19 protein-coding genes and 1 riboswitch are annotated in these 20,589 nt (G+C 64.7%); of the genes, 12 read left to right on the forward strand and 7 right to left on the reverse strand.

Features of this window, described 5'->3' with window-relative positions; all coding sequences use genetic code 11:
- Positions 1-3: 3 nt before the first annotated feature.
- Together B4I46_RS03730 and B4I46_RS03735 are read left to right on the forward strand one after the other, a co-directional pair.
- On the forward strand, positions 4-771 hold the full coding sequence (locus B4I46_RS03730; protein ID WP_043863577.1) for a glycosyltransferase family 2 protein: 768 nt from the start codon (positions 4-6) through the stop codon (positions 769-771).
- A complete protein-coding gene (locus B4I46_RS03735) occupies positions 761-1,927 on the forward strand; it encodes an O-antigen ligase domain-containing protein (RefSeq protein ID WP_286898694.1) in 1,167 nt (388 codons plus the stop codon). The genes B4I46_RS03730 and B4I46_RS03735 overlap by 11 nt, the downstream gene beginning before the upstream one ends.
- 33 nt (positions 1,928-1,960) lie before the next feature.
- Here the strand turns inward: B4I46_RS03735 and B4I46_RS03740 are convergent, their stop codons facing one another.
- A complete protein-coding gene (locus B4I46_RS03740; RefSeq protein ID WP_043863575.1) occupies positions 1,961-2,599 on the reverse strand; it encodes a phosphotransferase in 639 nt (212 codons plus the stop codon).
- Positions 2,600-2,714: 115 nt separating this feature from the next.
- On the opposite strand from B4I46_RS03740, the gene msbA reads away from it, so the two are divergent.
- Both msbA and hldE read left to right on the forward strand, forming a co-directional pair.
- Positions 2,715-4,517, forward strand: a complete 1,803-nt coding sequence (gene msbA, locus B4I46_RS03745) for a lipid A export permease/ATP-binding protein MsbA (RefSeq protein WP_043863574.1) — start codon at positions 2,715-2,717, stop codon at positions 4,515-4,517.
- 122 nt (positions 4,518-4,639) lie between these two features.
- Positions 4,640-6,061, forward strand: coding sequence for a bifunctional D-glycero-beta-D-manno-heptose-7-phosphate kinase/D-glycero-beta-D-manno-heptose 1-phosphate adenylyltransferase HldE (gene hldE / locus B4I46_RS03750; protein ID WP_058541610.1), 1,422 nt, complete (start codon positions 4,640-4,642; stop codon positions 6,059-6,061).
- A gap of 36 nt (positions 6,062-6,097) precedes the next feature.
- Here the strand turns inward: hldE and B4I46_RS03755 are convergent, their stop codons facing one another.
- From B4I46_RS03755 to B4I46_RS03770, 4 genes are all read right to left on the reverse strand, one after another.
- Positions 6,098-7,051 carry a hypothetical protein gene (locus tag B4I46_RS03755; RefSeq protein ID WP_043863572.1) on the reverse strand — a complete coding sequence of 318 codons (954 nt, stop codon included), beginning with the start codon at positions 7,049-7,051 and terminating at the stop codon, positions 6,098-6,100.
- 40 nt (positions 7,052-7,091) lie between these two features.
- Complete coding sequence (locus tag B4I46_RS03760; protein WP_043863571.1) at positions 7,092-7,904, reverse strand: aldo/keto reductase; 813 nt, start codon at positions 7,902-7,904, stop codon at positions 7,092-7,094.
- Positions 7,901-9,076, reverse strand: coding sequence for an NAD(P)/FAD-dependent oxidoreductase (locus tag B4I46_RS03765; protein ID WP_286898699.1), 1,176 nt, complete (start codon positions 9,074-9,076; stop codon positions 7,901-7,903). Before B4I46_RS03765 ends, B4I46_RS03760 begins: the two co-directional genes overlap by 4 nt.
- Before the next feature lie 68 nt (positions 9,077-9,144).
- Complete coding sequence (locus B4I46_RS03770; protein WP_043863569.1) at positions 9,145-9,477, reverse strand: DMT family transporter; 333 nt, start codon at positions 9,475-9,477, stop codon at positions 9,145-9,147.
- A gap of 85 nt (positions 9,478-9,562) precedes the next feature.
- On the opposite strand from B4I46_RS03770, the gene B4I46_RS03775 reads away from it, so the two are divergent.
- Positions 9,563-10,453 carry a LysR family transcriptional regulator gene (locus B4I46_RS03775; protein WP_043863568.1) on the forward strand — a complete coding sequence of 297 codons (891 nt, stop codon included), beginning with the start codon at positions 9,563-9,565 and terminating at the stop codon, positions 10,451-10,453.
- Between the two features lie 14 nt (positions 10,454-10,467).
- Complete coding sequence (waaA, locus tag B4I46_RS03780) at positions 10,468-11,742, forward strand: lipid IV(A) 3-deoxy-D-manno-octulosonic acid transferase (protein ID WP_100632907.1); 1,275 nt, start codon at positions 10,468-10,470, stop codon at positions 11,740-11,742.
- Between the two features lie 77 nt (positions 11,743-11,819).
- Here the strand turns inward: waaA and B4I46_RS03785 are convergent, their stop codons facing one another.
- Positions 11,820-13,250: a TolC family outer membrane protein gene (locus B4I46_RS03785; protein WP_043863566.1), complete on the reverse strand. Its 1,431-nt coding sequence runs from the start codon at positions 13,248-13,250 to the stop codon at positions 11,820-11,822.
- Between the two features lie 142 nt (positions 13,251-13,392).
- A riboswitch (TPP riboswitch) is annotated at positions 13,393-13,498 on the forward strand.
- A gap of 146 nt (positions 13,499-13,644) precedes the next feature.
- On the opposite strand from B4I46_RS03785, the gene thiC reads away from it, so the two are divergent.
- Both thiC and cytX read left to right on the forward strand, forming a co-directional pair.
- Positions 13,645-15,525, forward strand: a complete 1,881-nt coding sequence (gene thiC / locus B4I46_RS03790) for a phosphomethylpyrimidine synthase ThiC (RefSeq protein ID WP_054915742.1) — start codon at positions 13,645-13,647, stop codon at positions 15,523-15,525.
- 129 nt (positions 15,526-15,654) lie between these two features.
- Positions 15,655-16,938: a putative hydroxymethylpyrimidine transporter CytX gene (cytX, locus tag B4I46_RS03795; protein WP_043863564.1), complete on the forward strand. Its 1,284-nt coding sequence runs from the start codon at positions 15,655-15,657 to the stop codon at positions 16,936-16,938.
- On the opposite strand, the gene B4I46_RS03800 is transcribed toward cytX, so the two are convergent.
- Positions 16,907-17,653, reverse strand: a complete 747-nt coding sequence (locus B4I46_RS03800; RefSeq protein ID WP_043863563.1) for an RsiV family protein — start codon at positions 17,651-17,653, stop codon at positions 16,907-16,909. The two genes, cytX and B4I46_RS03800, sit on opposite strands and share 32 nt — an antisense overlap.
- A 182-nt stretch (positions 17,654-17,835) precedes the next feature.
- Between B4I46_RS03800 and B4I46_RS03805 the strand changes: the two genes are divergently transcribed.
- From B4I46_RS03805 to B4I46_RS03820, 4 genes are all read left to right on the forward strand, one after another.
- On the forward strand, positions 17,836-18,453 hold the full coding sequence (locus tag B4I46_RS03805; RefSeq protein ID WP_043863562.1) for an NUDIX domain-containing protein: 618 nt from the start codon (positions 17,836-17,838) through the stop codon (positions 18,451-18,453).
- Positions 18,444-18,896, forward strand: a complete 453-nt coding sequence (locus tag B4I46_RS03810; RefSeq protein WP_043863561.1) for a DUF1249 domain-containing protein — start codon at positions 18,444-18,446, stop codon at positions 18,894-18,896. The genes B4I46_RS03805 and B4I46_RS03810 overlap by 10 nt, the downstream gene beginning before the upstream one ends.
- An 85-nt stretch (positions 18,897-18,981) precedes the next feature.
- On the forward strand, positions 18,982-19,797 hold the full coding sequence (gene cpdA, locus B4I46_RS03815; protein ID WP_255000650.1) for a 3',5'-cyclic-AMP phosphodiesterase: 816 nt from the start codon (positions 18,982-18,984) through the stop codon (positions 19,795-19,797).
- A gap of 147 nt (positions 19,798-19,944) precedes the next feature.
- Positions 19,945-20,553: a YqiA/YcfP family alpha/beta fold hydrolase gene (locus B4I46_RS03820; protein WP_043863559.1), complete on the forward strand. Its 609-nt coding sequence runs from the start codon at positions 19,945-19,947 to the stop codon at positions 20,551-20,553.
- The last annotated feature ends 36 nt before the right edge of the window (positions 20,554-20,589 follow it).

Raw genomic sequence — 20,589 nt, forward strand, 5'->3', positions numbered from 1 at the left:
AACATGCTCTTCAGCGAAAGCAGCGAAATCACCCTGATGGTGACCAGTTGCGGCCGGTTCGATCTACTCAAGCGCACGCTGGAAAGCTTCGACCGATTCAATACGGCGCCCATCCGGGAAGTTTTCATCACCGAAGACTCCGGTGACGAGGCAGTACGCGATTGCGTCCCTGTGCACTGGCGCGAGCACACCACCTGCATTGTCAACAACCCCAAGCTGGGCCAGTTGCGCTCGATCGATGCTGCCTACGCGCAGATCAAGACACGCTGGGTGTTCCATTGCGAGGACGACTGGGACTTCTATCGCCCAGGCTTCATCGAAGACTCCCAGGTGCTGCTGGAGGCCGACCCGCAGGCCTTGCAGGTGTGGTTGCGCAGCTTCAACCACGACCTGCAGGTGCACAGCCCTTACGTATTCCTCAACGAGCGCCAGGTGCTTCAGGGCATCGCGTTCTACCAGTTGGGCTCGCACAAGCCGGATTGGCAGGGCTTTTCCTTCAACCCCGGGTTGCGCCGCCTGGCCGACTATCAGCAGCACGCGCCGTATGCCGGGCACAGCGGTGAAAAGAGCCTTTCGCGTCTGTATGCCAGCGAAAACCGCTATGCATTGATACTGGAAAATGATGCCGTGCTGCACACGGGTTTCGGCGGACATGTCGAGTTGCCCCAGGAGAAACAGAACAAGTTGCGCCGTAAACAAAGGGATCGCTTCAAGCTGATTGGAGCGCTGGTAGTTGGAATGGTAATAGGCTGGATGTTGAATGTTATTTAGTGAGGTCCATTTGGAAAACAGCAACAGCCGTCGCTACTTTGGCGCGGCCATCATTCTGTTTCTGCTCAGCTTCATCCTGATGGACTCGTCCAAGTGGACGAACAACATCTTCTACGCGTTTATTGCTTTGCCCGGGTTGGTGTTTCTGCTCAAGGAACGGGGCGTCGGGCTGTTTCAGCACGGCCTGACCTGGGCCTGGCTGGCGTTCATGCTGTGGTTCCTCGTGCCTGCCGCCATTGCCGGCAATGGGCAGTTCTACAAGCACATCCTGTATGTCTGCGTGTTTGTGTTTGTGGTTGCCGGGCTGACGAGTCCGCAATTTTTCCGCTCGTCCGCGTTCACCCGCGCGCAGTTCTGGATCATTTTCGCCTACATCTTTGGCTACGCTACCTATGCCTACGCCACAGGCATCTTCCCCTTTGGCGAGCGTGTACGCTTGTTGCCTTCGCGCATGGAGAACATTATCTATGCCAGCATCTGGTTGCTCTGCGCCTTGGCGCTGGCCCTGCCTGCATGGGTCAGGGAGCGGCGCTGGATCGAGGCGATAGCTGCAGTGGCGCTGTCGCTGTTTGCGGTGGCGTTTGTGTTGCAAACACGTACCGCGCTGGTTGGCGCTGCCTTTCTGCTGGGCGTCTGGGCGCTGTACGGCATCCTGCGGTTCCCCAGGATTGGTTTGATCTGCGTGTCGGCGGCCGCTGCAGCCATGCTTCTGGTCTTGTGGCTGGTGCATGAGCAGCATTGGTTCCTGTCGCTGTTCGAGCGTGGCGATTCGTACCGTGTCGAACTGTTCCATATCATGGTCGGGGAATGGCGCAATTGTGGTTGGGCGCTAGGGTGCGGGGTCGACTTCAAGACCGCCAAGACCCTTCAGGACGGCCTGCCTATCCAGCACCCGCACAACATCTTCGTTGCCATGGGGCTGTACACCGGGGCGGTGTCGTTAGTGCTGTTCCTAATAGTGATGGGCGCGACCCTGTGGCAGGCCTGGCGCAACCGGGATCCATGGGGCATGTACCTGGCGTGCGCGCTGGTTATGCTCAACTTCGACGGCAGCAAGCTGATAGGCAACCCTGACGAACTCTGGCCACTCGTGCTGCTGCCTGCGGCGCTGGTGCTGGGGCGCGTGGCGCAGCGTCCGAGGCGCGTGCGTCTGTGATCCAGTCGACCACCTTCGGGTGGTCGATTTGTTTCAGGCCAGTGCGGCGCTCAGTTCGGCGGCGCTGCAGGTGTGCTGGTGGGCAAGGTAGGCGCTGCTGAAGGCATCGCCACCGTTGTCCAGCAACCAGGCCCGGTCCTGCGGGTAGCGCAGCATGTGCTTGAAGTTGCGCAGGCGTAGACGCTTGGTCAGCGCCTGGCGGTAGATGCGCAGGTCGGCAATATCGATCAGGCCCAGTTCGCCTTCCGGTGTGAGCACCACGTTGCCCAGGTGCGCAGAACGGAAGTAGACGCCTTTCTCGTGCAGTTGCGCGATAAATGCACCCAATTGCGCGCGCCGTCGGTCATCACTGAGCGGGTCCTCGAGCAACTGGCGCAGGGTTTGCCCCGGCAGGGGGTCGTAATGCACGGCATCCCGGGCGATTTCGGCTATTCGATACACCTGGCGCACACGCGGGCAGGGGATGCCACGTTCGGCCAGGGTGCGGCAGTTATCGGCAAAACGCTTGGCGTAGGGGTACCACGCCGCGGACGTGATCAGGCGCTTGCGGCGGAACAGCTTCAGCATCGAGCCGTCGCCCAGACGCAGCACCTTGTCTCCCGTACCGTCAGCCTCCAGGACTTGGGCGCCTTCGCGCAGGGCAAGGTAACGGGCATGTTCAAGGGCTTGCATCGATACTCCGGTGTCTGGGGCCTGAGGCTTGTTTGGCCGGCTATATTACCCCAGCACCGAGTGGCGAAAACCGCTTGTGATACAATCCCGCTTCTTTTTGATACGACGGATTCTCATGACCGCCCCTGAATCGTCCGCGCCTTCGAGCTTGAAAATCTATTTTCGACTGCTCGGTTACGTGAAGCCCTACGTGGGCATGTTCCTGGTGAGTATCCTCGGCTTCGTGATATTCGCCTCGACCCAGCCCATGCTGGCAGGCATCCTCAAGTATTTCGTCGATGGCCTGAGCAACCCCGAAGCGGTGCTGTTCCCCACCGTGCCTTACTTGCGCGACCTCCAATTGTTGCAGGCTGTGCCGCTGCTGATCGTGCTGATCGCCGCGTGGCAGGGCCTGGGCTCGTTTCTGGGCAACTATTTCCTGGCCAAGGTTTCCCTGGGTCTGGTGCACGACCTGCGGGTCGAGTTGTTCAACAAGCTGCTGGTACTGCCCAACCGCTATTTCGACAGCCACAACTCCGGACACCTGATTTCGCGCATCACCTTCAATGTGACCATGGTCACCGGCGCCGCCACCGATGCAATCAAGGTGGTGATCCGCGAAGGCCTGACCGTGGTGTTCCTGTTCGGCTATCTACTGTGGATGAACTGGAAGCTGACCATCGTGATGCTGGCGATTCTGCCGCTGATCGCCTTCATGGTCAGCAGTTCGAGCAAGAAATTCCGCAAGCAGAGCAAGAAGATCCAGGTGGCCATGGGTGACGTGACGCATGTCGCGTCCGAAACCATCCAGGGCTATCGCGTGGTGCGCAGCTTCGGGGGCGAGAACTACGAAGAGCAGCGCTTCAACAACGCCAGCCAGAGCAACACCGAGAAGCAGCTGCGCATGACCAAGACCAGCGCGGTATACACACCGATGCTGCAATTGGTGATCTACTCGGCCATGGCCGTGCTGATGTTCCTGGTGCTGTACCTGCGCGGCGACTCCACCGCCGGCGACCTGGTGGCCTACATCACCGCGGCCGGTCTGCTGCCCAAGCCGATCCGCCAGCTGTCGGAAGTCAGCTCGACCATCCAGAAGGGTGTGTCGGGGGCCGAGAGCATCTTCGAGCAGCTGGATGTGGAGCCGGAAGTCGACCACGGCACCGTCGAGCGCGACCGGGTTACCGGGCGCCTGGATGTACGTCACCTGAGCTTCACCTACCCGGGTAGCGAGCGCCGCGTGCTCGATGACATCAGCTTCACCGCCGAGCCGGGTCAGATGGTGGCGCTGGTTGGGCGTTCGGGCAGCGGCAAGTCGACCCTGGCCAGCCTGATACCGCGTTTCTACCCGCATGCCGAGGGCGAGATCCTGCTCGATGGCGTGGAGGTGGAGCAGTACCGCCTGCGTAACCTGCGTCGGCACATTGCCCAGGTGACCCAGCATGTGACCCTGTTCAACGACACCGTGGCCAACAACATCGCCTACGGTGACCTGGCCGGTGCGCCGCGCGAGCAGATCGAGGCTGCGGCAGCCGATGCCTATGCCAAGGAGTTCATCGATCAGTTGCCCCAAGGGCTGGACACCGAGGTCGGCGAGAACGGCGTGCTGCTGTCCGGCGGCCAGCGCCAGCGTCTGGCGATCGCCAGGGCCCTGCTCAAGAATGCACCGCTGCTGATTCTGGACGAGGCCACCTCGGCCCTCGACACCGAGTCGGAGCGGCACATCCAGGCCGCCCTGGACCAGGTGATGAAAGGCCGTACCACCCTGGTGATCGCGCACCGCCTGTCGACCATCGAGAAGGCCGACCTGATCCTGGTGATGGATCAGGGGCGCATCGTCGAGCGTGGCACGCATGGCCAGTTGCTGGCCGAAAACGGCTATTACGCGCGCCTGCACGCCATGGGCCTGGATGAGCCGGCCAAGGCCGACATCACCTGAGTCACCCTGCCAGGGCGCGTTCTGCGCCCTGGTTGTCACAGCAGGTTACCGGCGCCGAACAGGCCGGTGCCAGGGCTGTGCTAATATCCCGCCCCTGTTCATTTTGTCTATATGGGTTGCCCATGAAGTTGTCCATGCCGCGTTTCGATCAAGCTCCGGTACTGGTGGTCGGGGATGTCATGCTCGACCGCTACTGGCATGGCGGTACCTCTCGCATTTCACCTGAAGCCCCGGTACCGGTGGTCAAGGTCGAGCAGATCGAGGACCGTCCGGGTGGTGCAGCCAACGTTGCGCTGAACATTGCCGCGCTGGGTGCGCCGGCCTCGCTGGTGGGCGTCACCGGCCAGGACGAGGCCGCCGACAGTCTGGCCAACAGCCTGCAGGCAGCGGGGGTTCGTTCGATCTTCCAGCGCATCGCCCATCAGCCGACCATCGTCAAGCTGCGGGTCATGAGCCGTCACCAGCAACTGCTGCGCATCGATTTCGAAGAACCCTTTGCCACCGACCCGCTGTCGCTGGGCGCCGAAGTCGACGCCCTGCTCGAAGGGGTGAAGGTGCTGGTGCTGTCCGACTACGGCAAAGGCGCATTGAAGAACCATCAGAGCCTGATTCAGGCCGCGCGGGCCAAGGGCATTCCGGTGCTGGCCGACCCCAAGGGCAAGGATTTCTCGATCTACCGCGGCGCCAGCGTCATCACGCCGAATCTGGGCGAGTTCGAGGCCATCGTCGGGCATTGCGCCGACGAGACCGAACTGGTCAACAAGGGCGGCGAGCTGATGCGCGAGCTGGAACTGGGCGCCTTGCTGGTGACCCGAGGCGAGCACGGCATGACCTTGCTGCGCCCGGGCCATCCGGCCATGCACCTGCCGGCACGGGCGCGTGAAGTGTTCGATGTGACCGGTGCCGGCGATACCGTGATCTCCACCCTGGCGGCGGCGATCGCCGCCGGTGAGGAGCTGCCCCATGCGGTCGGTCTGGCCAACCTGGCTGCCGGCATCGTGGTCGGCAAGCTGGGTACGGCGGCCATCAGCGCGCCGGAACTGCGCCGCGCCATCCAGCGCGAAGAAGGCTCCGAGCGCGGGGTGCTGAGCCTTGAGCAGTTGCTGCTGGCCATCGACGATGCGCGGGCGCACAACGAGAAGATCGTGTTCACCAATGGCTGCTTCGACATTCTGCATGCCGGGCACGTGACCTACCTGGAGCAGGCGCGTGCGCAGGGCGACCGGTTGATCGTGGCGGTCAATGACGATGCTTCGGTCAGTCGCCTGAAGGGGCCGGGTCGGCCGATCAACAGTGTCGACCGGCGCATGGCGGTGCTGGCGGGGCTGGGGGCAGTGGACTGGGTCATCAGCTTCTCCGAAGGCACCCCGGAAAACCTGCTTGCCGAGGTCAAGCCCGACGTTCTGGTCAAGGGTGGCGACTACGGCATCGATCAGGTGGTGGGCGCCGATATCGTCAAGGCCTATGGCGGTACGGTGAAGGTGCTGGGGCTGGTGGAAAACAGCTCGACCACGGCGATCGTGGAGAAAATCCGCAAGAACTGAGTGGTTTGACCCGCGATTAGGGCCTGCAAAAACGTCCTACTTCTGCAAAGCCAGCCCCAACAGCTGGCGGGCCTTGCCCGTCAGCCTTTTAAGTTTCGAGTCCGGCCTGGGCGCCACCAGCCCCTGCTGCCTCAGCCAGTCCTTCCAGCGAATCCGCTCTTCACGCACCAGCCAGCCATCCTGGCGGGCAAAGCTTTCGGCCAGGTAGATACCACGTGTACTCGCCGGCACCAATCGGTCCTTCTTCAGGGTGTACAGCTCGGCCTGCGGCTGTCCGTCTTCCAGCGGCATCAGGTACAAGTCTGGCCGGCTGCGGTTGAGGCGTGCCACCAGTTGGTCGCCCTCAAGGCGCTCGTCCACATGGAACAGGCTCAATGATTTGGCTTCCCTGGGCACTTGCAGGCGCAGGTCATAAATCAGTTGCAGTGACGCCGTGGGCAGGTGGACATAGGCTCGCGGTCGCTCGATCAGCGGCTGGTTGCCACAGCGCACCGGTCGCGCGGCCCCCGAGTGAGGGGTCAGCACGAAGGGCATCGCTTCACGGTAATGCAGCGCGTCGGCGTACGGCGCCGGCAACCAGGTGTCGTTGAAACGCCCGCCAAGCCAGCCTTCCGGGGTCTCCAGCAGGCATTCCTCGGCCACTTCCTGCACGGCCGTGTGCAAGGGCAGGTTCAGCTCCTGAGCGGGCACGTAACCGGAGATCAGCTTGAGCACCACATCACCGCGGTCCTGGCGGCGCTGGCGCACCAGTACCCAGTAGTCGCGGTTCTGCCACTGCAGGGTGAGGCGCACCGAAACGCCCAGGTTGGCCAGCTCCACGGCGAAACGCTCGGGGTCGGCCACCTGGATTGCCTTGCGCCGCTGCAGGGTCTGGGCAAAGTTCAGCGGCATGCCGATGCTCTGGTAGCTCAGGCCCTCGGGGCCGGCTTCCACATGCAGGGGCAGGGTCTTGAAGTTGCTGGGGTTCTTGCGGATCAGCGTGCGCGGCATCTCGGCTCCTTCTTGCGTTGGGGTCGGCCGCGACGGCGGCTCAGCGCTGGCTCAGGATCTTGGCGACCACGCCCACGTTGTGGGCCAGGTGCACGGGATTGATGGTGCCGACAATAGCACTGCTCACCCCGGGGTGGGCAAACAGCAGCTCGAAGCTGGCTCGCACCGGGTCGACGCCCGGGGCCAGGCAGGCATGACCGCTGGCCAGGGCCTTTTTCACCAGGATGGCCTTGCCGTGTTCGGCAGCATAGTCCAGCACCGGGCGTTCGCCCTGCTCGTCGAGGTTGTAGGTAACCATCGCGCAATCGCCTGTTTGCAGGGCCTGCAGCCCCCCTTCGACGGTTTTGCCGGACAGCCCGAAGCCGCGAATCTTGCCTTCCTGCTTGAGTCGGGCCAGGGTTTCGTACACCGCTTCCTGCTGCAGAATGCGCAGATCGTTGCCGTCGGAATGCACCAGTACAAGATCGATACAATCTGTTTCAAGGCGTTGGAGGCTGCGTTCCACCGAGCGGCGCGTGTGGGCGGCGCTGAAGTCGAAGTGCGAGTGGCCGTCGTCGAACTCTTCGCCGACCTTGCTGACGATCACCCAGTCGTGGCGCTGGCCGCGCAGCAATGGGCCCAGCCGCTCTTCGCTGCGGCCATAGGCCGGTGCGGTGTCGATCAGGTTGATGCCCAGCTCGCGGGCCTGGCGCAGCAGCAGGCGGGCCTCGTCGTCGTCGGGGATGGTGAAGCCGTTGGGGTATTTGACGCCCTGGTCGCGGCCCAGCTTGACCGTGCCCAGCCCCAGCGGGGAAACGCTCAGGCCGGTGCTGCCCAGCGGGCGGTGATAGGGGTGCAGGGTCGGCAGGCTCATGGCAGCAGTTGCTCCCATACCGGTTGTGCCAGGGGCGGTTTTGGCAGGGGCGGCAGGGCAGGCAGATTGCCTGGCTTGATACCGTCACGTTCCAGGCTGTTCAGCACGCGGTCAGCGAAGTCCGGTGCCAGGGCCAGCTTGGTCGGCCAGCCCACCAGCAGGCGCTGCTGATCGGCGAGGAAGGCGTTGTCGGGGCGCACCAGGCCCGATTGCGCGGGTTCGGCGCGGTCGACACGCACGGTGGCCCACTGCACCTGGCTGAGGTCGACCCAGGGCAGCAGCCCCGCGACCTCCTTGCGGGCGGCAGCGATCTGCGCTTCGGGTTCGCGGGCAACGCCCTCGGCTTCGGCCAGGTCGCCGCCCAGGTACCACACCCACTGGCCGTCGGCGGCCGGGTGGGTGGTCACGGTGATGCGCGGCTTGGGCCCGCCGCCCAGGCAGTGGGCGTACAGGGGCTTGAGGCTCGGGCCCTTGGCCATGACCATGTGCAGCGGTCGGCGCTGCATGGCCGGCTGGCTCAGGCCCAGGCTTTGCAGCAGCGCGGCATTGCCGGCACCGGCGCTGAGCACCACGCGCTGGGCGCGGATATCGCGGCCATCGACACGCAAGCCGACCAGTTCGTCACCGTCATGCAGCGGTTCGATATGTTCACCGGCCAGCAGGCTGTCGCCGGCCAGCTCTGCCAGGCGCGCGAGCAGGCTCGGCACGTCCACCACCAGTTCGGCCAGGCGGTACACCTTGCCCTTGAAGGCACGGTCCTGCAGGGCAGGGGGCAACTGCTCGCCCTTGACCTGGTCGACCCGGCCGCGTACCGCCTTGCTGGCGAAGAAGCTGGTGAGGTTGCCGGCCAGGGTGCCGGGCGACCACAGGTAGTGCGCCTCGGACAGCAGGCGCACGCCGCTCAGGTCCAGTTCGCCGTTGCCGGCCAGGGCCTCGCGCCAGCGCCGCGGCATGTCGGCAATGGCCTCGGAGGCGCCGGTGAGCGCACCGTGCAGGGCGTACTTGGCACCACCGTGGATGATCCCCTGGGACTTGAGGGTCTGCTCGCCACCGAGGCTGGCGCGTTCCACCAGCACCGTCGAGTAGCCCAGGCGGCGCAGGCGGGCATTGAGCCAGAGGCCCGCGACCCCTGCGCCGACGATCAGCACGTCGGTGGAAATAACGGATGACATGCACGCACCTCACAAGCAAAGACAGGAGCGCAGTATACAGCCTGTGAGGTTTCGTACCCTGTCGCTCATCAATGCCCGGTGGTTTTGGAGAACACCTGGATCACCACCACGCCGCCGACGATCATGGCCATGCCGAGCATGGCCGGCACATCCAGTTTCTGCCCGTAGATCACCAGCGCCGCGATGCTGATCAGCACGATGCCCAGGCCCGACCAGATGGCGTAGGCAATGCCTACCGGAATGCTGCGAACCACCAGGGTCAGCATCCAGAACGCCACGATGTAGCCGCACACCATCAGAAGCAGGGGCAGCGGCGTACTCAGGCCCTTGACCGCCTTCATCGAGGCGGTGGCAATGACTTCGGCGCAGATGGCGATGGCCAGGTAGGTATAGGCGTTCATGGTAGTCCTCTGTTCTGGTCGCGCATTCTAGAGGATGGCGCAATGGGGTAAAGTCATTACCTATCTATTCTGGAGATAGGCTGGCATGCACGGTCAATGGAACCTCGAACAGCTGCGCACCTTCGTGCGGGTCGCCGAACTGCGCTCGTTCTCGGCGGTGGCGCGTGAGCAGCGCAAGGCCCAGTCGGCGGTCAGCAACGCCATCGCGTTGTTCGAGGCCGACCTTGGGGTCACGCTGTTCGAGCGTAGCAGCGGGCGTCAGCCGCGCCTGACCGATGCCGGCCAGGCGTTGCTCGAGGAGGCACGCGAGCTGCTGCGCCAGTGCGAGCGCCTGGACGGCCGGGCGCAGGCGCTGATGCGCGGGCAGGAGGCGCAACTGCGCCTGGCGCAGGACGAGGCCATGCCCTTCCAGCCGGTGCTCGACAGCCTCGACGAGCTGGCCGTGCAGTACCCGCTGCTGGAAATCCAGGTGGCCAGCGGGGCCCAGGGCGATGTGGCGCGCAAGCTGCTGGAGCGCCGTGCCGACCTGGGCCTGATGTTTCACCACGAGCACATGCCTGCAGCGCTGGAGCGCCAGGCGCTGGGCAGCGTGGAGATGGTCACCGTGTGCGCGGTGCATCACCCGCTGGCGCAACTGGCCAGCGTCAATCGCCAGCAGCTGGCGCAGCACCGTCAGTTGCTGATCACGCCCCAGCAGAGCGGCTACCCTGGCGGCGAACCGATCAGCCCGCAGATCTGGCGCGCCGACAGCTTCTACGTGATGGCCGAGATGCTCATGCGCGGGCTGGGCTGGGCCTGGCTGCCGCGCCATGTGGTGCAGTACCCGGCCTACCAGCAGCAGATGGTGGAGCTTGCCAGCGAGTGGCGCCCGCCGGCGCTGGTGGTGGAGTTGGCATGGCGCCGCGACGAGCCGCTGGGGCCGGCCGCGCGCTGGCTGGCCGAGCGCTTCGCAGTGCATTTGTGCGCCATTGGCTAGTACACTTCGGCGCCATGAACAGAACCCTTTATACCCTGCTGTTTCACCTGGGCCTGCCGCTGGTCGCGCTGCGCCTGTACCTGCGCTCGCGCAAGGCGCCGGCCTATGCCCGGCGCATCGCCGAGCGCTTCGGCCTGAAGCTGCCGCCCCTGCAGCCGGGGGGCATCTGGGTGCATGCGGTGTCGGTGGGCGAGAGCATCGCCGCCGCGCCGATGGTGCGTGCCCTGCTGCAACGTTATCCACAGTTGCCGATCACCATCACCTGCATGACGCCCACCGGTTCCGAGCGCATCCAGGCGCTGTTCGCAAACGAGCCACGCATCCAGCACTGCTACCTGCCGTACGACCTGCCGTGGGCGGCGGCGCGGTTTCTGGAGCGTGCACGCCCGCAACTGGCGGTGATCATGGAGACCGAGCTGTGGCCCAACCATATCCACCAGTGCGCCCGACGTGGCATACCGGTGGCGCTGGCCAATGCGCGGTTGTCGGCTCGTTCGGCCAAGGGCTATGCGCGTTTTGCCGGGCTGACCCGGCCGATGCTGGCCGAGATGAGCCTGATCGCGGTGCAGACCGAAACCGAGGCCGAGCGTTTTCGCCAGCTCGGTGCGCGGCCCGAGTGCGTGCAGGTGACCGGCTCGATCAAGTTCGACCTGACCATCGATGCGCAGCTGCCGGTGCGCGCCAGGGCGCTGCGTGAAGAGTGGCAGGCGCTGCAACGGCCGGTGTGGATTGCCGCAAGCACCCATGAGGGCGAGGACGAGGTGATCCTGGCAGCGCATCGGCAGTTGCTGGCGCACCATTCGGACGCGCTGCTGATGCTGGTACCGCGCCATCCGGAGCGCTTCAACGCGGTGCATGGGCTGTGCGCAGCGCAGTTTTCCACGGTGCGCCGCTCTGGCGGGGCGCCGGTGACGGCGGATTGCCAGGTATTGCTGGGCGATACCATGGGCGAGCTGCTGTTTCTGTATGCGCTGGCGGACATCGCGTTCGTCGGCGGCAGCCTGGTGCCCAACGGCGGGCACAATCTGCTGGAGCCGGCTGCACTGGCCAGGCCAGTGCTGAGTGGGCCCCATCTGTTCAACTTTCTCGAGATCGCGGCGATGCTGCGCGAGGCGGGGGCGTTGTGCGAAGTGGATGATGCCCAGGGGCTGGCGGCCGAGGTGCGGCGCCTGATCGAGCTGCCCAGTGATGCACTGAAGATGGGCGAGGCGGGGGTCGGGGTGATGCGGGCCAATCAGGGGGCGTTGAAGCGCCTGCTGGATGGGCTGGGGAATCTGCTCAAGGCGTGAGGCCTGTTCGCCGGCAAGGCCGGCTCCTACACGGGTGCGCAACACCTGTAGGAGCCGGCCTTGCCGGCGAAGCTGTTTCAGGGCCTTTCGAAATTGGCTTGCGCCGCCTTGGCCAGGTCCGGCGGCAGGAAGTCCTTGTCCGGGTTGTAGTCGGGCTTGAGGTAGCGACCCAGGTCATTCAGGTCTTGCGGGCTCAAGGTCCCGGCGGCCTGCTTCAGGCGCAGGTTGTCGAGGATGTAGTCATACCGGGTGTTGTTGTAGTCGCGCACCGAGGTGTACAGCTGGCGCTGTGCATCCAGCACGTCGACGATGTTGCGCGTACCCACCTGGTAACCGATTTCGGTCGCTTCCAGCGCGCTCTGGTTGGAAATGATCGACTGCTTGCGCGCCTGCACCTGCTCCACGTCGGTGTTCACCGCGCGGTGCAGGTTGCGGGTGTTTTCCACCACCTGGCGACGCAGGCTCTCGCGCTGCTGTTCGCTCTGGCTCAGGCGCTGGTACGCCTCGCGCACCTGCGAGCTGGTCAGCCCGCCACTGTAGATCGGGATGTTCAGCTGCAGGCCGATGCTGGTCTGCTCCACGTCGCCGCGGTAGTTCTGGCCCGTCAGGTTGGGGTTGCTGAAGCCCAGGCTGTCGTTGTCACCCTTCTGGTAGCGCGCCACCGCGTCCACCGTCGGCGCGTGCCCGGCCTTGCGCTGGCGCAGGGTTTCCTCGGCCGCGTTGACCGCGTAGTTGGTGGCCTGCAGGTTCAGGTTCTGCTTTGCGGCGGTTTCTACCCAGGCCTTGGCGTCATTGGGCGTGGGTACCTGCACCGGCAGGGTGTGCACGATGCCCTGCACCGAGTTGTAGTCGCGGTTGGTCAGGGTCACCAGTGCCTCGAAGGCGTCGTCCACCTGGCGCTGCGCGACGATGCGGTTGGCGCGTGCGGTGTCGTAGCTGGCCTGGGACTGCAGCACGTCGGTCTTGTCCGACAGGCCTACATCGAAGCGCTCGTTGCTCTGGTCGAGCTGGCGCTTGAACGCGGCTTCTTCGGCCTTGGTCGAAGCCAGGGTGTCCTGGGCGCGCAGCACGGCGAAGTAGTTCTCGGCACTTTGCAGAATCAGGTTCTGTTCGGTGGCCGACAGCTCCAGCGCCGCCTGTTCGTTCACCGCTTCGGCTGCCTGCAACTGGAACCAGCGGTCGGCGCGGAAGATCGGCTGGGCCAGGGTGGCCTGCCAGGAGTTGCCGCTGCGGTTGGCGGTGATCGAGGGGTGATCGATCTTCGTACGGCTGTTCATCATCTCGGCGCCGGCCGAGAGGTTGGGCAGCAGGCCGGCACGGGCCTGGGGCACCACTTCCTTGCGGGCGCCGTAGTCGGCGCGGGCAGCGGCCAGGTCGGCGTTGTTGTTCACCGCTTCCTGATACACGCTGACCAGATCGGTGCGTACCGACAGGGGCGGTTCTGCTGCCCAGGCCATTCCGTTGGTAGCACACGACACGGCGAGGGCCAGTGAAAGTTTGCGCAGCATAGGGCAGTCCTTGAACGGTTGAGTATTTCTGAACCGATGAGTGTAGTTGCGCAGGCATTTTGCAACAATCCGCTATTTGCGCCTTTTATCATGCTTGTGCTTGGACTGTTGGCGTTTCGCGTCGCACCGGTCTATGCTGGGCGCGTTCTTGTCGGGGTGCCTTGCGTTGAGGCTGAGATCGGATAATTCCGGATCCCGTTGAACCTGATCAGGTTAGCGCCTGCGTAGGGAACAAGATTGCTCGTCTCCCGCGAGCCCTCTTGTGTCGGCTGCGGGATTGTCATTTCAGCTTTTTGGCTGGTGTGGCATCTTCCGTTTTCGGCACAGCACCAGCCCTGGTGCGCCCGTGCCTTTCAGGTTCACTCCGACTGCCAACCCGTCTGGAGAGCCTGTGATGAGCCAAAAACAAAAATACCCCGCGCACCTGAGTGAATCGGCCAAGGTCGACGAGCAGTCCGTGCAGCCGTTCACCCGTTCGCGCAAGATCTACGTGCAGGGCTCGCGCCCCGATATCCAGGTGCCGATGCGCGAAATCAGCCTGGACGACACCCCCACCGATTTCGGCGGCGAAGCCAACGCGCCGGTGCTGGTGTACGACACCTCCGGCCCCTACACCGACCCCACCGTGCAGATCGACGTGCGCAAGGGCCTGGGCGATGTGCGCTCGGCCTGGATCGACGCGCGCGGCGACACCGAGCGCCTGGCCGGGCTGTCCTCCAGTTTCGGCCAGATGCGCCTGAACGACGTGGAACTGACCAAGCTGCGCTTTGCCCACGTGCGCAACCCGCGCCGGGCCAAGGCCGGCGCCAACGTCAGCCAGATGCACTACGCGCGCCAGGGCATCATCACCGCCGAGATGGAGTACGTGGCCATCCGCGAGAACATGAAGCTGCAGGAGGCCCGCGCTGCCGGCCTGCTCGACCAGCAGCACGCCGGGCACAGCTTCGGCGCAAGCATCCCCAAGGAGATCACCGCCGAATTCGTGCGCGAGGAAGTCGCTCGCGGCCGCGCGATCATTCCGGCCAACATCAACCATGTGGAGCTGGAGCCGATGATCATCGGCCGCAATTTCCTGGTGAAGGTCAACGGCAACATCGGCAACAGCGCGCTGGGCTCCTCCATCGAGGAAGAAGTGGCCAAGCTGACCTGGGGCATCCGCTGGGGCTCGGACACGGTAATGGACCTGTCCACCGGCAAGCACATCCATGAAACCCGCGAGTGGATCATCCGCAACTCGCCGGTGCCGATCGGTACGGTGCCGATCTACCAGGCACTGGAGAAGGTCAACGGCGTGGCCGAGGACCTGACCTGGGAGCTGTTTCGCGACACCCTGATCGAACAGGCAGAGCAGGGCGTGGACTACTTCACCATCCATGCCGGCGTGCTGCTGCGCTACGTGCCGCTGACCGCCAAGCGCGTGACCGGCATCGTCAGCCGCGGCGGCTCGATCATGGCCAAGTGGTGCCTGGCGCATCACAAGGAAAACTTCCTCTACACCCATTTCGACGAAATCTGCGAAATCATGAAGGCCTACGACGTCAGCTTTTCGCTGGGCGACGGCCTGCGTCCGGGCTCGATCGCCGACGCCAACGACGCGGCGCAGTTCGGCGAGCTGGAGACCCTGGGCGAGCTGACCAAGATCGCCTGGAAGCATGACGTGCAGTGCATGATCGAAGGCCCCGGCCACGTGCCGATGCAGTTGATCAAGGAGAACATGGACAAGCAGCTCGAGTGCTGCGACGAGGCGCCGTTCTACACCCTGGGCCCGCTGACCACCGACATCGCGCCGGGGTACGACCACATCACCTCGGGCATCGGTGCGGCGATGATCGGCTGGTTCGGTTGCGCGATGCTTTGCTACGTGACGCCCAAGGAGCACCTGGGGCTGCCGAACAAGGACGACGTCAAGACCGGCATCATCACCTACAAGATCGCCGCGCACGCGGCGGACCTGGCCAAGGGGCACCCGGGCGCGCAGATCCGCGACAACGCCTTGAGCAAGGCGCGGTTCGAGTTCCGCTGGGAAGACCAGTTCAACCTGGGCCTGGACCCGGACACCGCACGCTCGTTCCACGACGAGACCCTGCCCAAGGATTCGGCCAAGGTCGCGCACTTCTGCTCGATGTGCGGGCCGAAGTTCTGCTCGATGAAGATCACCCAGGAAGTGCGTGAATACGCCGCCAACCAGCCGGTCGAGGTGGCGGTAGAAGAGGGCATGCGCGAGCAGGCCGAGCGGTTCCGCCAGGAAGGCAGCCAGTTGTACCAGAAGGTCTGAAAGCATCGCGGGCCAAGCCCGCTCCCATAGGTATGCCGCTGCCCTAGAGAGCAGCGATACCCCGTGGGAGCGGGCTTGACCCGCGAAAGGGCCTTCCATCCAACCCACATTTCCTGCCGAGTCTTCATCGTGAGCACACCCAGCCACTACTCCCCCGATTCCCCAATTCCCGACAGCCAGCGCGTCTTCGGTGCGCGGGACCTGTTCTCCCTGTGGTTCTCCCTCGGCATCGGCCTGATGGTGCTGCAGACCGGCGCCTTGCTCGGCCCCGGCCTGGGCCTGTCCGGCGCGTTGCTGGCCATCACCCTCGGCACGCTGGTCGGCGTTCTGCTGCTGGCCGCCGCCGGCGTCATCGGCAGCGACACCGGCCTGTCGGCCATGGGCACCCTGCGCCTGAGCCTGGGCCGCCACGGCGTGGCGCTGCCGGCCATTCTCAACCTGCTGCAACTGGTTGGCTGGGGCGCGTTCGAAATCATCGTGATGCGCGACGCCGCCAGTCTGCTCGGTGCGCGGGCCTTCGGCGCCGATAGCCTGTGGGTCAGCCCGCTGTTGTGGGCACTGTGCTTCGGCGCCCTGGCCACCGCGCTGGCGGTGGCCGGCCCGCTGACCTTCGTGCGCCGCATTTTGCGCAAATGGGGCATCTGGCTGCTGCTGGGCGCCTGCCTGTGGCTGACCTGGAACCTGTTCGCCAAGGCCGACCTGGCCGCCCTGTGGGCCCGCGCCGGGGATGGCTCGATGTCGCTGGGGGTGGGCTTTGACATCGCCATCGCCATGCCGCTGTCGTGGCTGCCGCTGATTGCCGACTACTCGCGCTTCGGCAGGCATTCGGGGCAGGTGTTCGTGGGTACCGCACTGGGCTACTTCATCGGCAACCTGTGGATGATGAGCCTGGGGGTGGCCTACATCCTGGCCTTCGCCACCGATGGCGAAGCCAGCACCCTGCTGCTGGCGCTGGCCGGCGCAGGCTTTGGCATCCCGCTGTTGCTGGTGCTGCTCGACGAGTCGGAAAAGGCCTTTGCCGACATCCACTCGGCGGCGGTGTCCAGCAGCCTGCTGTCAGGCGTGAAGGTCGAGCACCTGGCACTGGTGATCGGTGTGGTGTGCACCCTGATCGCCTGCTTCGCGCCGCTGGGCCAGTACGAGAACTTCCTGCTGCTGATCGGCTCGGTGTTCGCGCCGCTGTTCGGTGTGGTGCTGAGCGATCACTACGTGCTGCGCCGGCGTCGCCTGCCCAGTGTGGTCGACGGCCTGCACTACGGGGCGCTGGTGGCGTGGGCCTGTGGCGTGGCGACCTACCATGTGCTGGCGCATTACGCCGCGGACGTTGGCGCCACCCTGCCAGCCTTGCTGCTGGCAGGGGCGCTGCATCTGTTGCTGGGCTTCAACCGCGGCCGGGAAACAGCTCGGGCCTGATCACGCCGTTCAGGCGCGGGTAGGGGATCTTGAGCTCGATGTGGCCCATGGAGTACGGGGCGATGGCATACACCTCGTACTTCACCACCACCGCGCCGTAGGTCAGGGCGACGTGCGGTGACTTCTGGAATGGCCAGTTCTTCACGAACTCGGCGTCCTTGTCCATGCCGGTGCTGATCAGCCAGCCCTTGTGGGCCTCTTCGACGGTCTTCCAGAAGGTTGCCTCCTGGCCCGGCACCAGCATGTCCTGCAGGGTCAGCACCTTGTCCTGCTGGCGAGAATAGTTGATGAAGCCGCGCCCCGGCATGCCGTGCGCGCCGCCGGTGTCCAGGTAGCTGGACAACTCGATGATCACCAAGCCGTCATGCTGCTCGCGTACCTTGGCCTGCAGGTAGCTGCTGTTGCGGCTCTGGGCCGATTGCAGGTAGCTGTCCTCGTAGGACTTGAGCGAGGCCGGCAACGGTGCGCCCTCGCCATCGCTGGTGAGCTTGAGCAGGCTGCGCTCGACGATCGCATCGAGCTTGGGGTTGGTGGGGAAGTGCACCGTGTCGATGTTCACCAGCGGGCAGTCGGCTGCGGTGCAGCCCGGCTTGATGTGCTCCCACCTGTCGCGCTTGACCTCGAGCGGCACGCGCATGTTGGGCTGGAACAGGCTCTGGCAGGCGCCCAGGGTCAAGGCCAGGGCGGTCACGCAGGCTAATTTCGCAAGTGACATGATGATCCTTGTAGTGCAACGGTAATCGGGCTTGGACCGTCGGCAATGCCGTCGGTTCGCCACTAAGCTGACAAGAAAGGCTGCGCCTATCCTCGCAGCCCGCACGATTGTTTTAAAGGGGTGAAACCGCGCAGTGTGCAGGTTAGGATGGCGCGACGTGGTAATGGGGTAACGAGGTATCCATGACAGACAAGCCAAAGGCCATGCCGACCGACGTACAGATCGTGCGGCGCGAAAACTGCTTCAAGGGCTTTTACCGGCTCGACCGGCTGCACCTGCGCCACGAGCTGTTTGCCGGCGGCATGGGCCGCGAGATCAGCCGTGAGCTGTTCGTGCGCCACGACGCAGTGTGCGTGCTGCCCTACGATCCGCAGCGTGACGAAGTGGTGCTGATCGAGCAGTTTCGTGTCGGCGCCATGGGCAAGGTCGACAACCCCTGGCTGGTGGAACTGGTCGCCGGTCTGATCGACAAGGACGAACAGCCCGAGGAGGTTGCGCACCGCGAGGCGCAGGAGGAAGCTGGGCTGACATTCAGTGCGCTGTGGCCGATGACCAAGTACTTTCCGTCGCCCGGCGGCAGCGATGAATTCGTGCACCTGTACCTGGGGCGTTGCCACAGCGACGGCGCGGGCGGCCTGCACGGGCTGGAAGAAGAGGGCGAAGACATTCGCGTGAAGGCCTGGGCGTTCGAGGATGCGTTGCAGGCCGTGCGCGATGGGCGCATTGCCAATGCCGCGAGCATCATCGCCCTGCAATGGCTGGCGTTGAACCGTGACGAAGTCAGGGGGCTGTGGTCGTGAATCTGTTGCGCGAGCGCTACCGGGTCGATCTGGTCGGCTTGCAGGCTGCCTGCGAGGCCAACTATGCGCGCCTGATGCGCCTGTTGCCCGACATGCGCACCACCCAGAGCTCGCGCCGCATCGGCATGACCCAGGGTGACCAGATGCTCGGCGTGCTGGTGCTCGACGTGGTGCTGGCCTGCCCTTACACCACCACCCTGCGCGTGCGCCAGGAGCACAGCCTGCCGTGGCTGCCGGTGCCGCAGCTGGAGGTGCAGGTGTACCACGACGCGCGCATGGCCGAGGTGGTCAGTGCCGAGCATGCGCGGCGCTTTCGCAGTGTCTACCCATACCCCAATGCGGCCATGCACCAGCCGGACGAAAAGGCCCAGCTCAACCTGTTCCTTGGCGAGTGGCTGAGCCATTGCCTGGCCTGCGGCCACGAACTGGAAGCGGTTCGCTGAAAATGTGACCGGTGTCGTGGGCGCGGGGTTTGCCGTTGCCTGCATTCCCACCATAATCGTGCAGAATCCGCCCAAGGAGACGGCCTTGCCGCACTCGATCATCCCTTCCCGTGACGCCTCGGTGCTGCTGGTGCAGCTCTCCGACAGTCATCTGTTCGCCGAAGCCGAAGGCACGCTGCTGGGCATGAACACCCGCGACAGCCTGCGCCGTGTGGTCGAGCGGGTACTCGACGAACAGCCGGTGGTCGACCTGGTGCTGGCCACCGGCGACCTGTCGCAGGATGGCAGCGTCGAATCCTATCTGCAGTTTCTGGCCCTCAGCGGCAGGATCCCGGCCCCGGCCCGCTGGCTGGCCGGCAATCACGACGAACCGTTCCCCATGGCGCAGGTGGCACGCGGCAGCGCGCTGCTCGAGCCGGTGGTGGATGCCGGCGCCTGGCGGGTGATCATGCTCAACTCGGCCGTGTGCGGCTCGGTGCCGGGGCTGCTGGCAGACGATCAGCTGCAACTGCTCAGGCAGGCCCTGGAGGCCGCACCGCAGCGCCATTGCCTGATCTGCTTCCATCACCAGCCGGTTTCCATCGATTGCGCCTGGATGGCGCCCATCGGGCTGCGCAACGCCGATGTGCTGTTCGACCTGCTCAAGGGTTATCCACAGGTGCGCGCGCTGCTCTGGGGGCATATCCACCAGGAGTGGGACCAGTTGCGTGACGGTGTGCGTCTGCTCGCTTCGCCGTCCACCTGCATTCAGTTCGAGCCGGGCAGTGAAGACTTCAAGGTGGGCGACCAGGCCCCGGGGTATCGCTGGCTGCGCCTGCATGACGACGGCAGGCTCGAGACCGGGGTCTCGCGCGTGACCGACTTTGCCTTCACCGTCGATTACGGCAGCAGTGGGTACTGAGCGCTGCAAGCTGCAAGTGAACGCGAATATCAACGCCCGGTTGTAACCTGATGTTTGAAAGTTGCCGCTCAAGGCTTCTCGAACAGGCTAAACTGCGCGTCTTTTGTGCTCGTTGCGACGGGCGTTGCATGGGCATCGGGGGCGATCATGTCGGGTTCGATTCTTTATATCCACGGGTTCAACAGTGCGCCCAGTTCGACCAAGGCCAGCCAGCTGAGCAGTGTGATGCAGCAGCTGGGGCTGGCCGGGCAGCTGCGCGTGCCCCTGCTGGACAACCATCCGCGCCAGGCCGTGGCGCAGCTTGAACGTGCCATCGCCGAGCTGGGTTCGCCATTGCTGGTCGGCAGCTCGCTCGGGGGCTACTATGCCACCCACCTGGCCCAGCGCCACGGGCTCAAGGCCCTGCTGATCAACCCGGCCGTCAATCCGCACCAGCTGTTCGACGGCTACCTGGGCCCGCAGCAGAATTTCTACACCGGGGAAACCTGGGAGCTGACACTGGACCACGTGCAGGCCCTGGCCGAGCTGGAAGTGCCCGCACCGAGCGACCCCGAGCGCTTCCAGGTATGGCTGCAGACGGGCGATGAAACCCTGGACTACCGCCGTGCCCAGGCCTTCTATCGGGCCTGTGCGCTACGCATCGAGGCCGGTGGCGACCACAGCTTCCAGGGCTTCGCGCAGCACCTGCCGGCCATGCTGAGCTTTGCCGGCATTGCACCGCAGGTGTACCAGGCATTCGATTTTTCTGTACTTTGACTGATTATTTTCACCTACGACTGACGACGAGAACCC

The sequence above is a fragment of the Pseudomonas sp. UBA7500 genome (genome assembly GCF_002478435.1).
GTDB lineage: Bacteria > Pseudomonadota > Gammaproteobacteria > Pseudomonadales > Pseudomonadaceae > Aquipseudomonas > Aquipseudomonas palmensis.

What these genes read in the sequence shown, in the direction of transcription:
- B4I46_RS03730 (WP_043863577.1), top strand. Translation starts at nt 4, where the DNA reads ATGCTCTTCAGCGAAAGCAGCGAAATCACCCTGATGGTGACCAGTTGC.
- B4I46_RS03735 (WP_286898694.1), top strand. Translation starts at nt 761, where the DNA reads ATGTTATTTAGTGAGGTCCATTTGGAAAACAGCAACAGCCGTCGCTAC.
- B4I46_RS03740 (WP_043863575.1), bottom strand. Translation starts at nt 2,599, where the DNA reads ATGCAAGCCCTTGAACATGCCCGTTACCTTGCCCTGCGCGAAGGCGCC.
- msbA (WP_043863574.1), top strand. Translation starts at nt 2,715, where the DNA reads ATGACCGCCCCTGAATCGTCCGCGCCTTCGAGCTTGAAAATCTATTTT.
- hldE (WP_058541610.1), top strand. Translation starts at nt 4,640, where the DNA reads ATGAAGTTGTCCATGCCGCGTTTCGATCAAGCTCCGGTACTGGTGGTC.
- B4I46_RS03755 (WP_043863572.1), bottom strand. Translation starts at nt 7,051, where the DNA reads ATGCCGCGCACGCTGATCCGCAAGAACCCCAGCAACTTCAAGACCCTG.
- B4I46_RS03760 (WP_043863571.1), bottom strand. Translation starts at nt 7,904, where the DNA reads ATGAGCCTGCCGACCCTGCACCCCTATCACCGCCCGCTGGGCAGCACC.
- B4I46_RS03765 (WP_286898699.1), bottom strand. Translation starts at nt 9,076, where the DNA reads ATGTCATCCGTTATTTCCACCGACGTGCTGATCGTCGGCGCAGGGGTC.
- B4I46_RS03770 (WP_043863569.1), bottom strand. Translation starts at nt 9,477, where the DNA reads ATGAACGCCTATACCTACCTGGCCATCGCCATCTGCGCCGAAGTCATT.
- B4I46_RS03775 (WP_043863568.1), top strand. Translation starts at nt 9,563, where the DNA reads ATGCACGGTCAATGGAACCTCGAACAGCTGCGCACCTTCGTGCGGGTC.
- waaA (WP_100632907.1), top strand. Translation starts at nt 10,468, where the DNA reads ATGAACAGAACCCTTTATACCCTGCTGTTTCACCTGGGCCTGCCGCTG.
- B4I46_RS03785 (WP_043863566.1), bottom strand. Translation starts at nt 13,250, where the DNA reads ATGCTGCGCAAACTTTCACTGGCCCTCGCCGTGTCGTGTGCTACCAAC.
- thiC (WP_054915742.1), top strand. Translation starts at nt 13,645, where the DNA reads ATGAGCCAAAAACAAAAATACCCCGCGCACCTGAGTGAATCGGCCAAG.
- B4I46_RS03800 (WP_043863563.1), bottom strand. Translation starts at nt 17,653, where the DNA reads ATGTCACTTGCGAAATTAGCCTGCGTGACCGCCCTGGCCTTGACCCTG.
- B4I46_RS03805 (WP_043863562.1), top strand. Translation starts at nt 17,836, where the DNA reads ATGACAGACAAGCCAAAGGCCATGCCGACCGACGTACAGATCGTGCGG.
- B4I46_RS03820 (WP_043863559.1), top strand. Translation starts at nt 19,945, where the DNA reads ATGTCGGGTTCGATTCTTTATATCCACGGGTTCAACAGTGCGCCCAGT.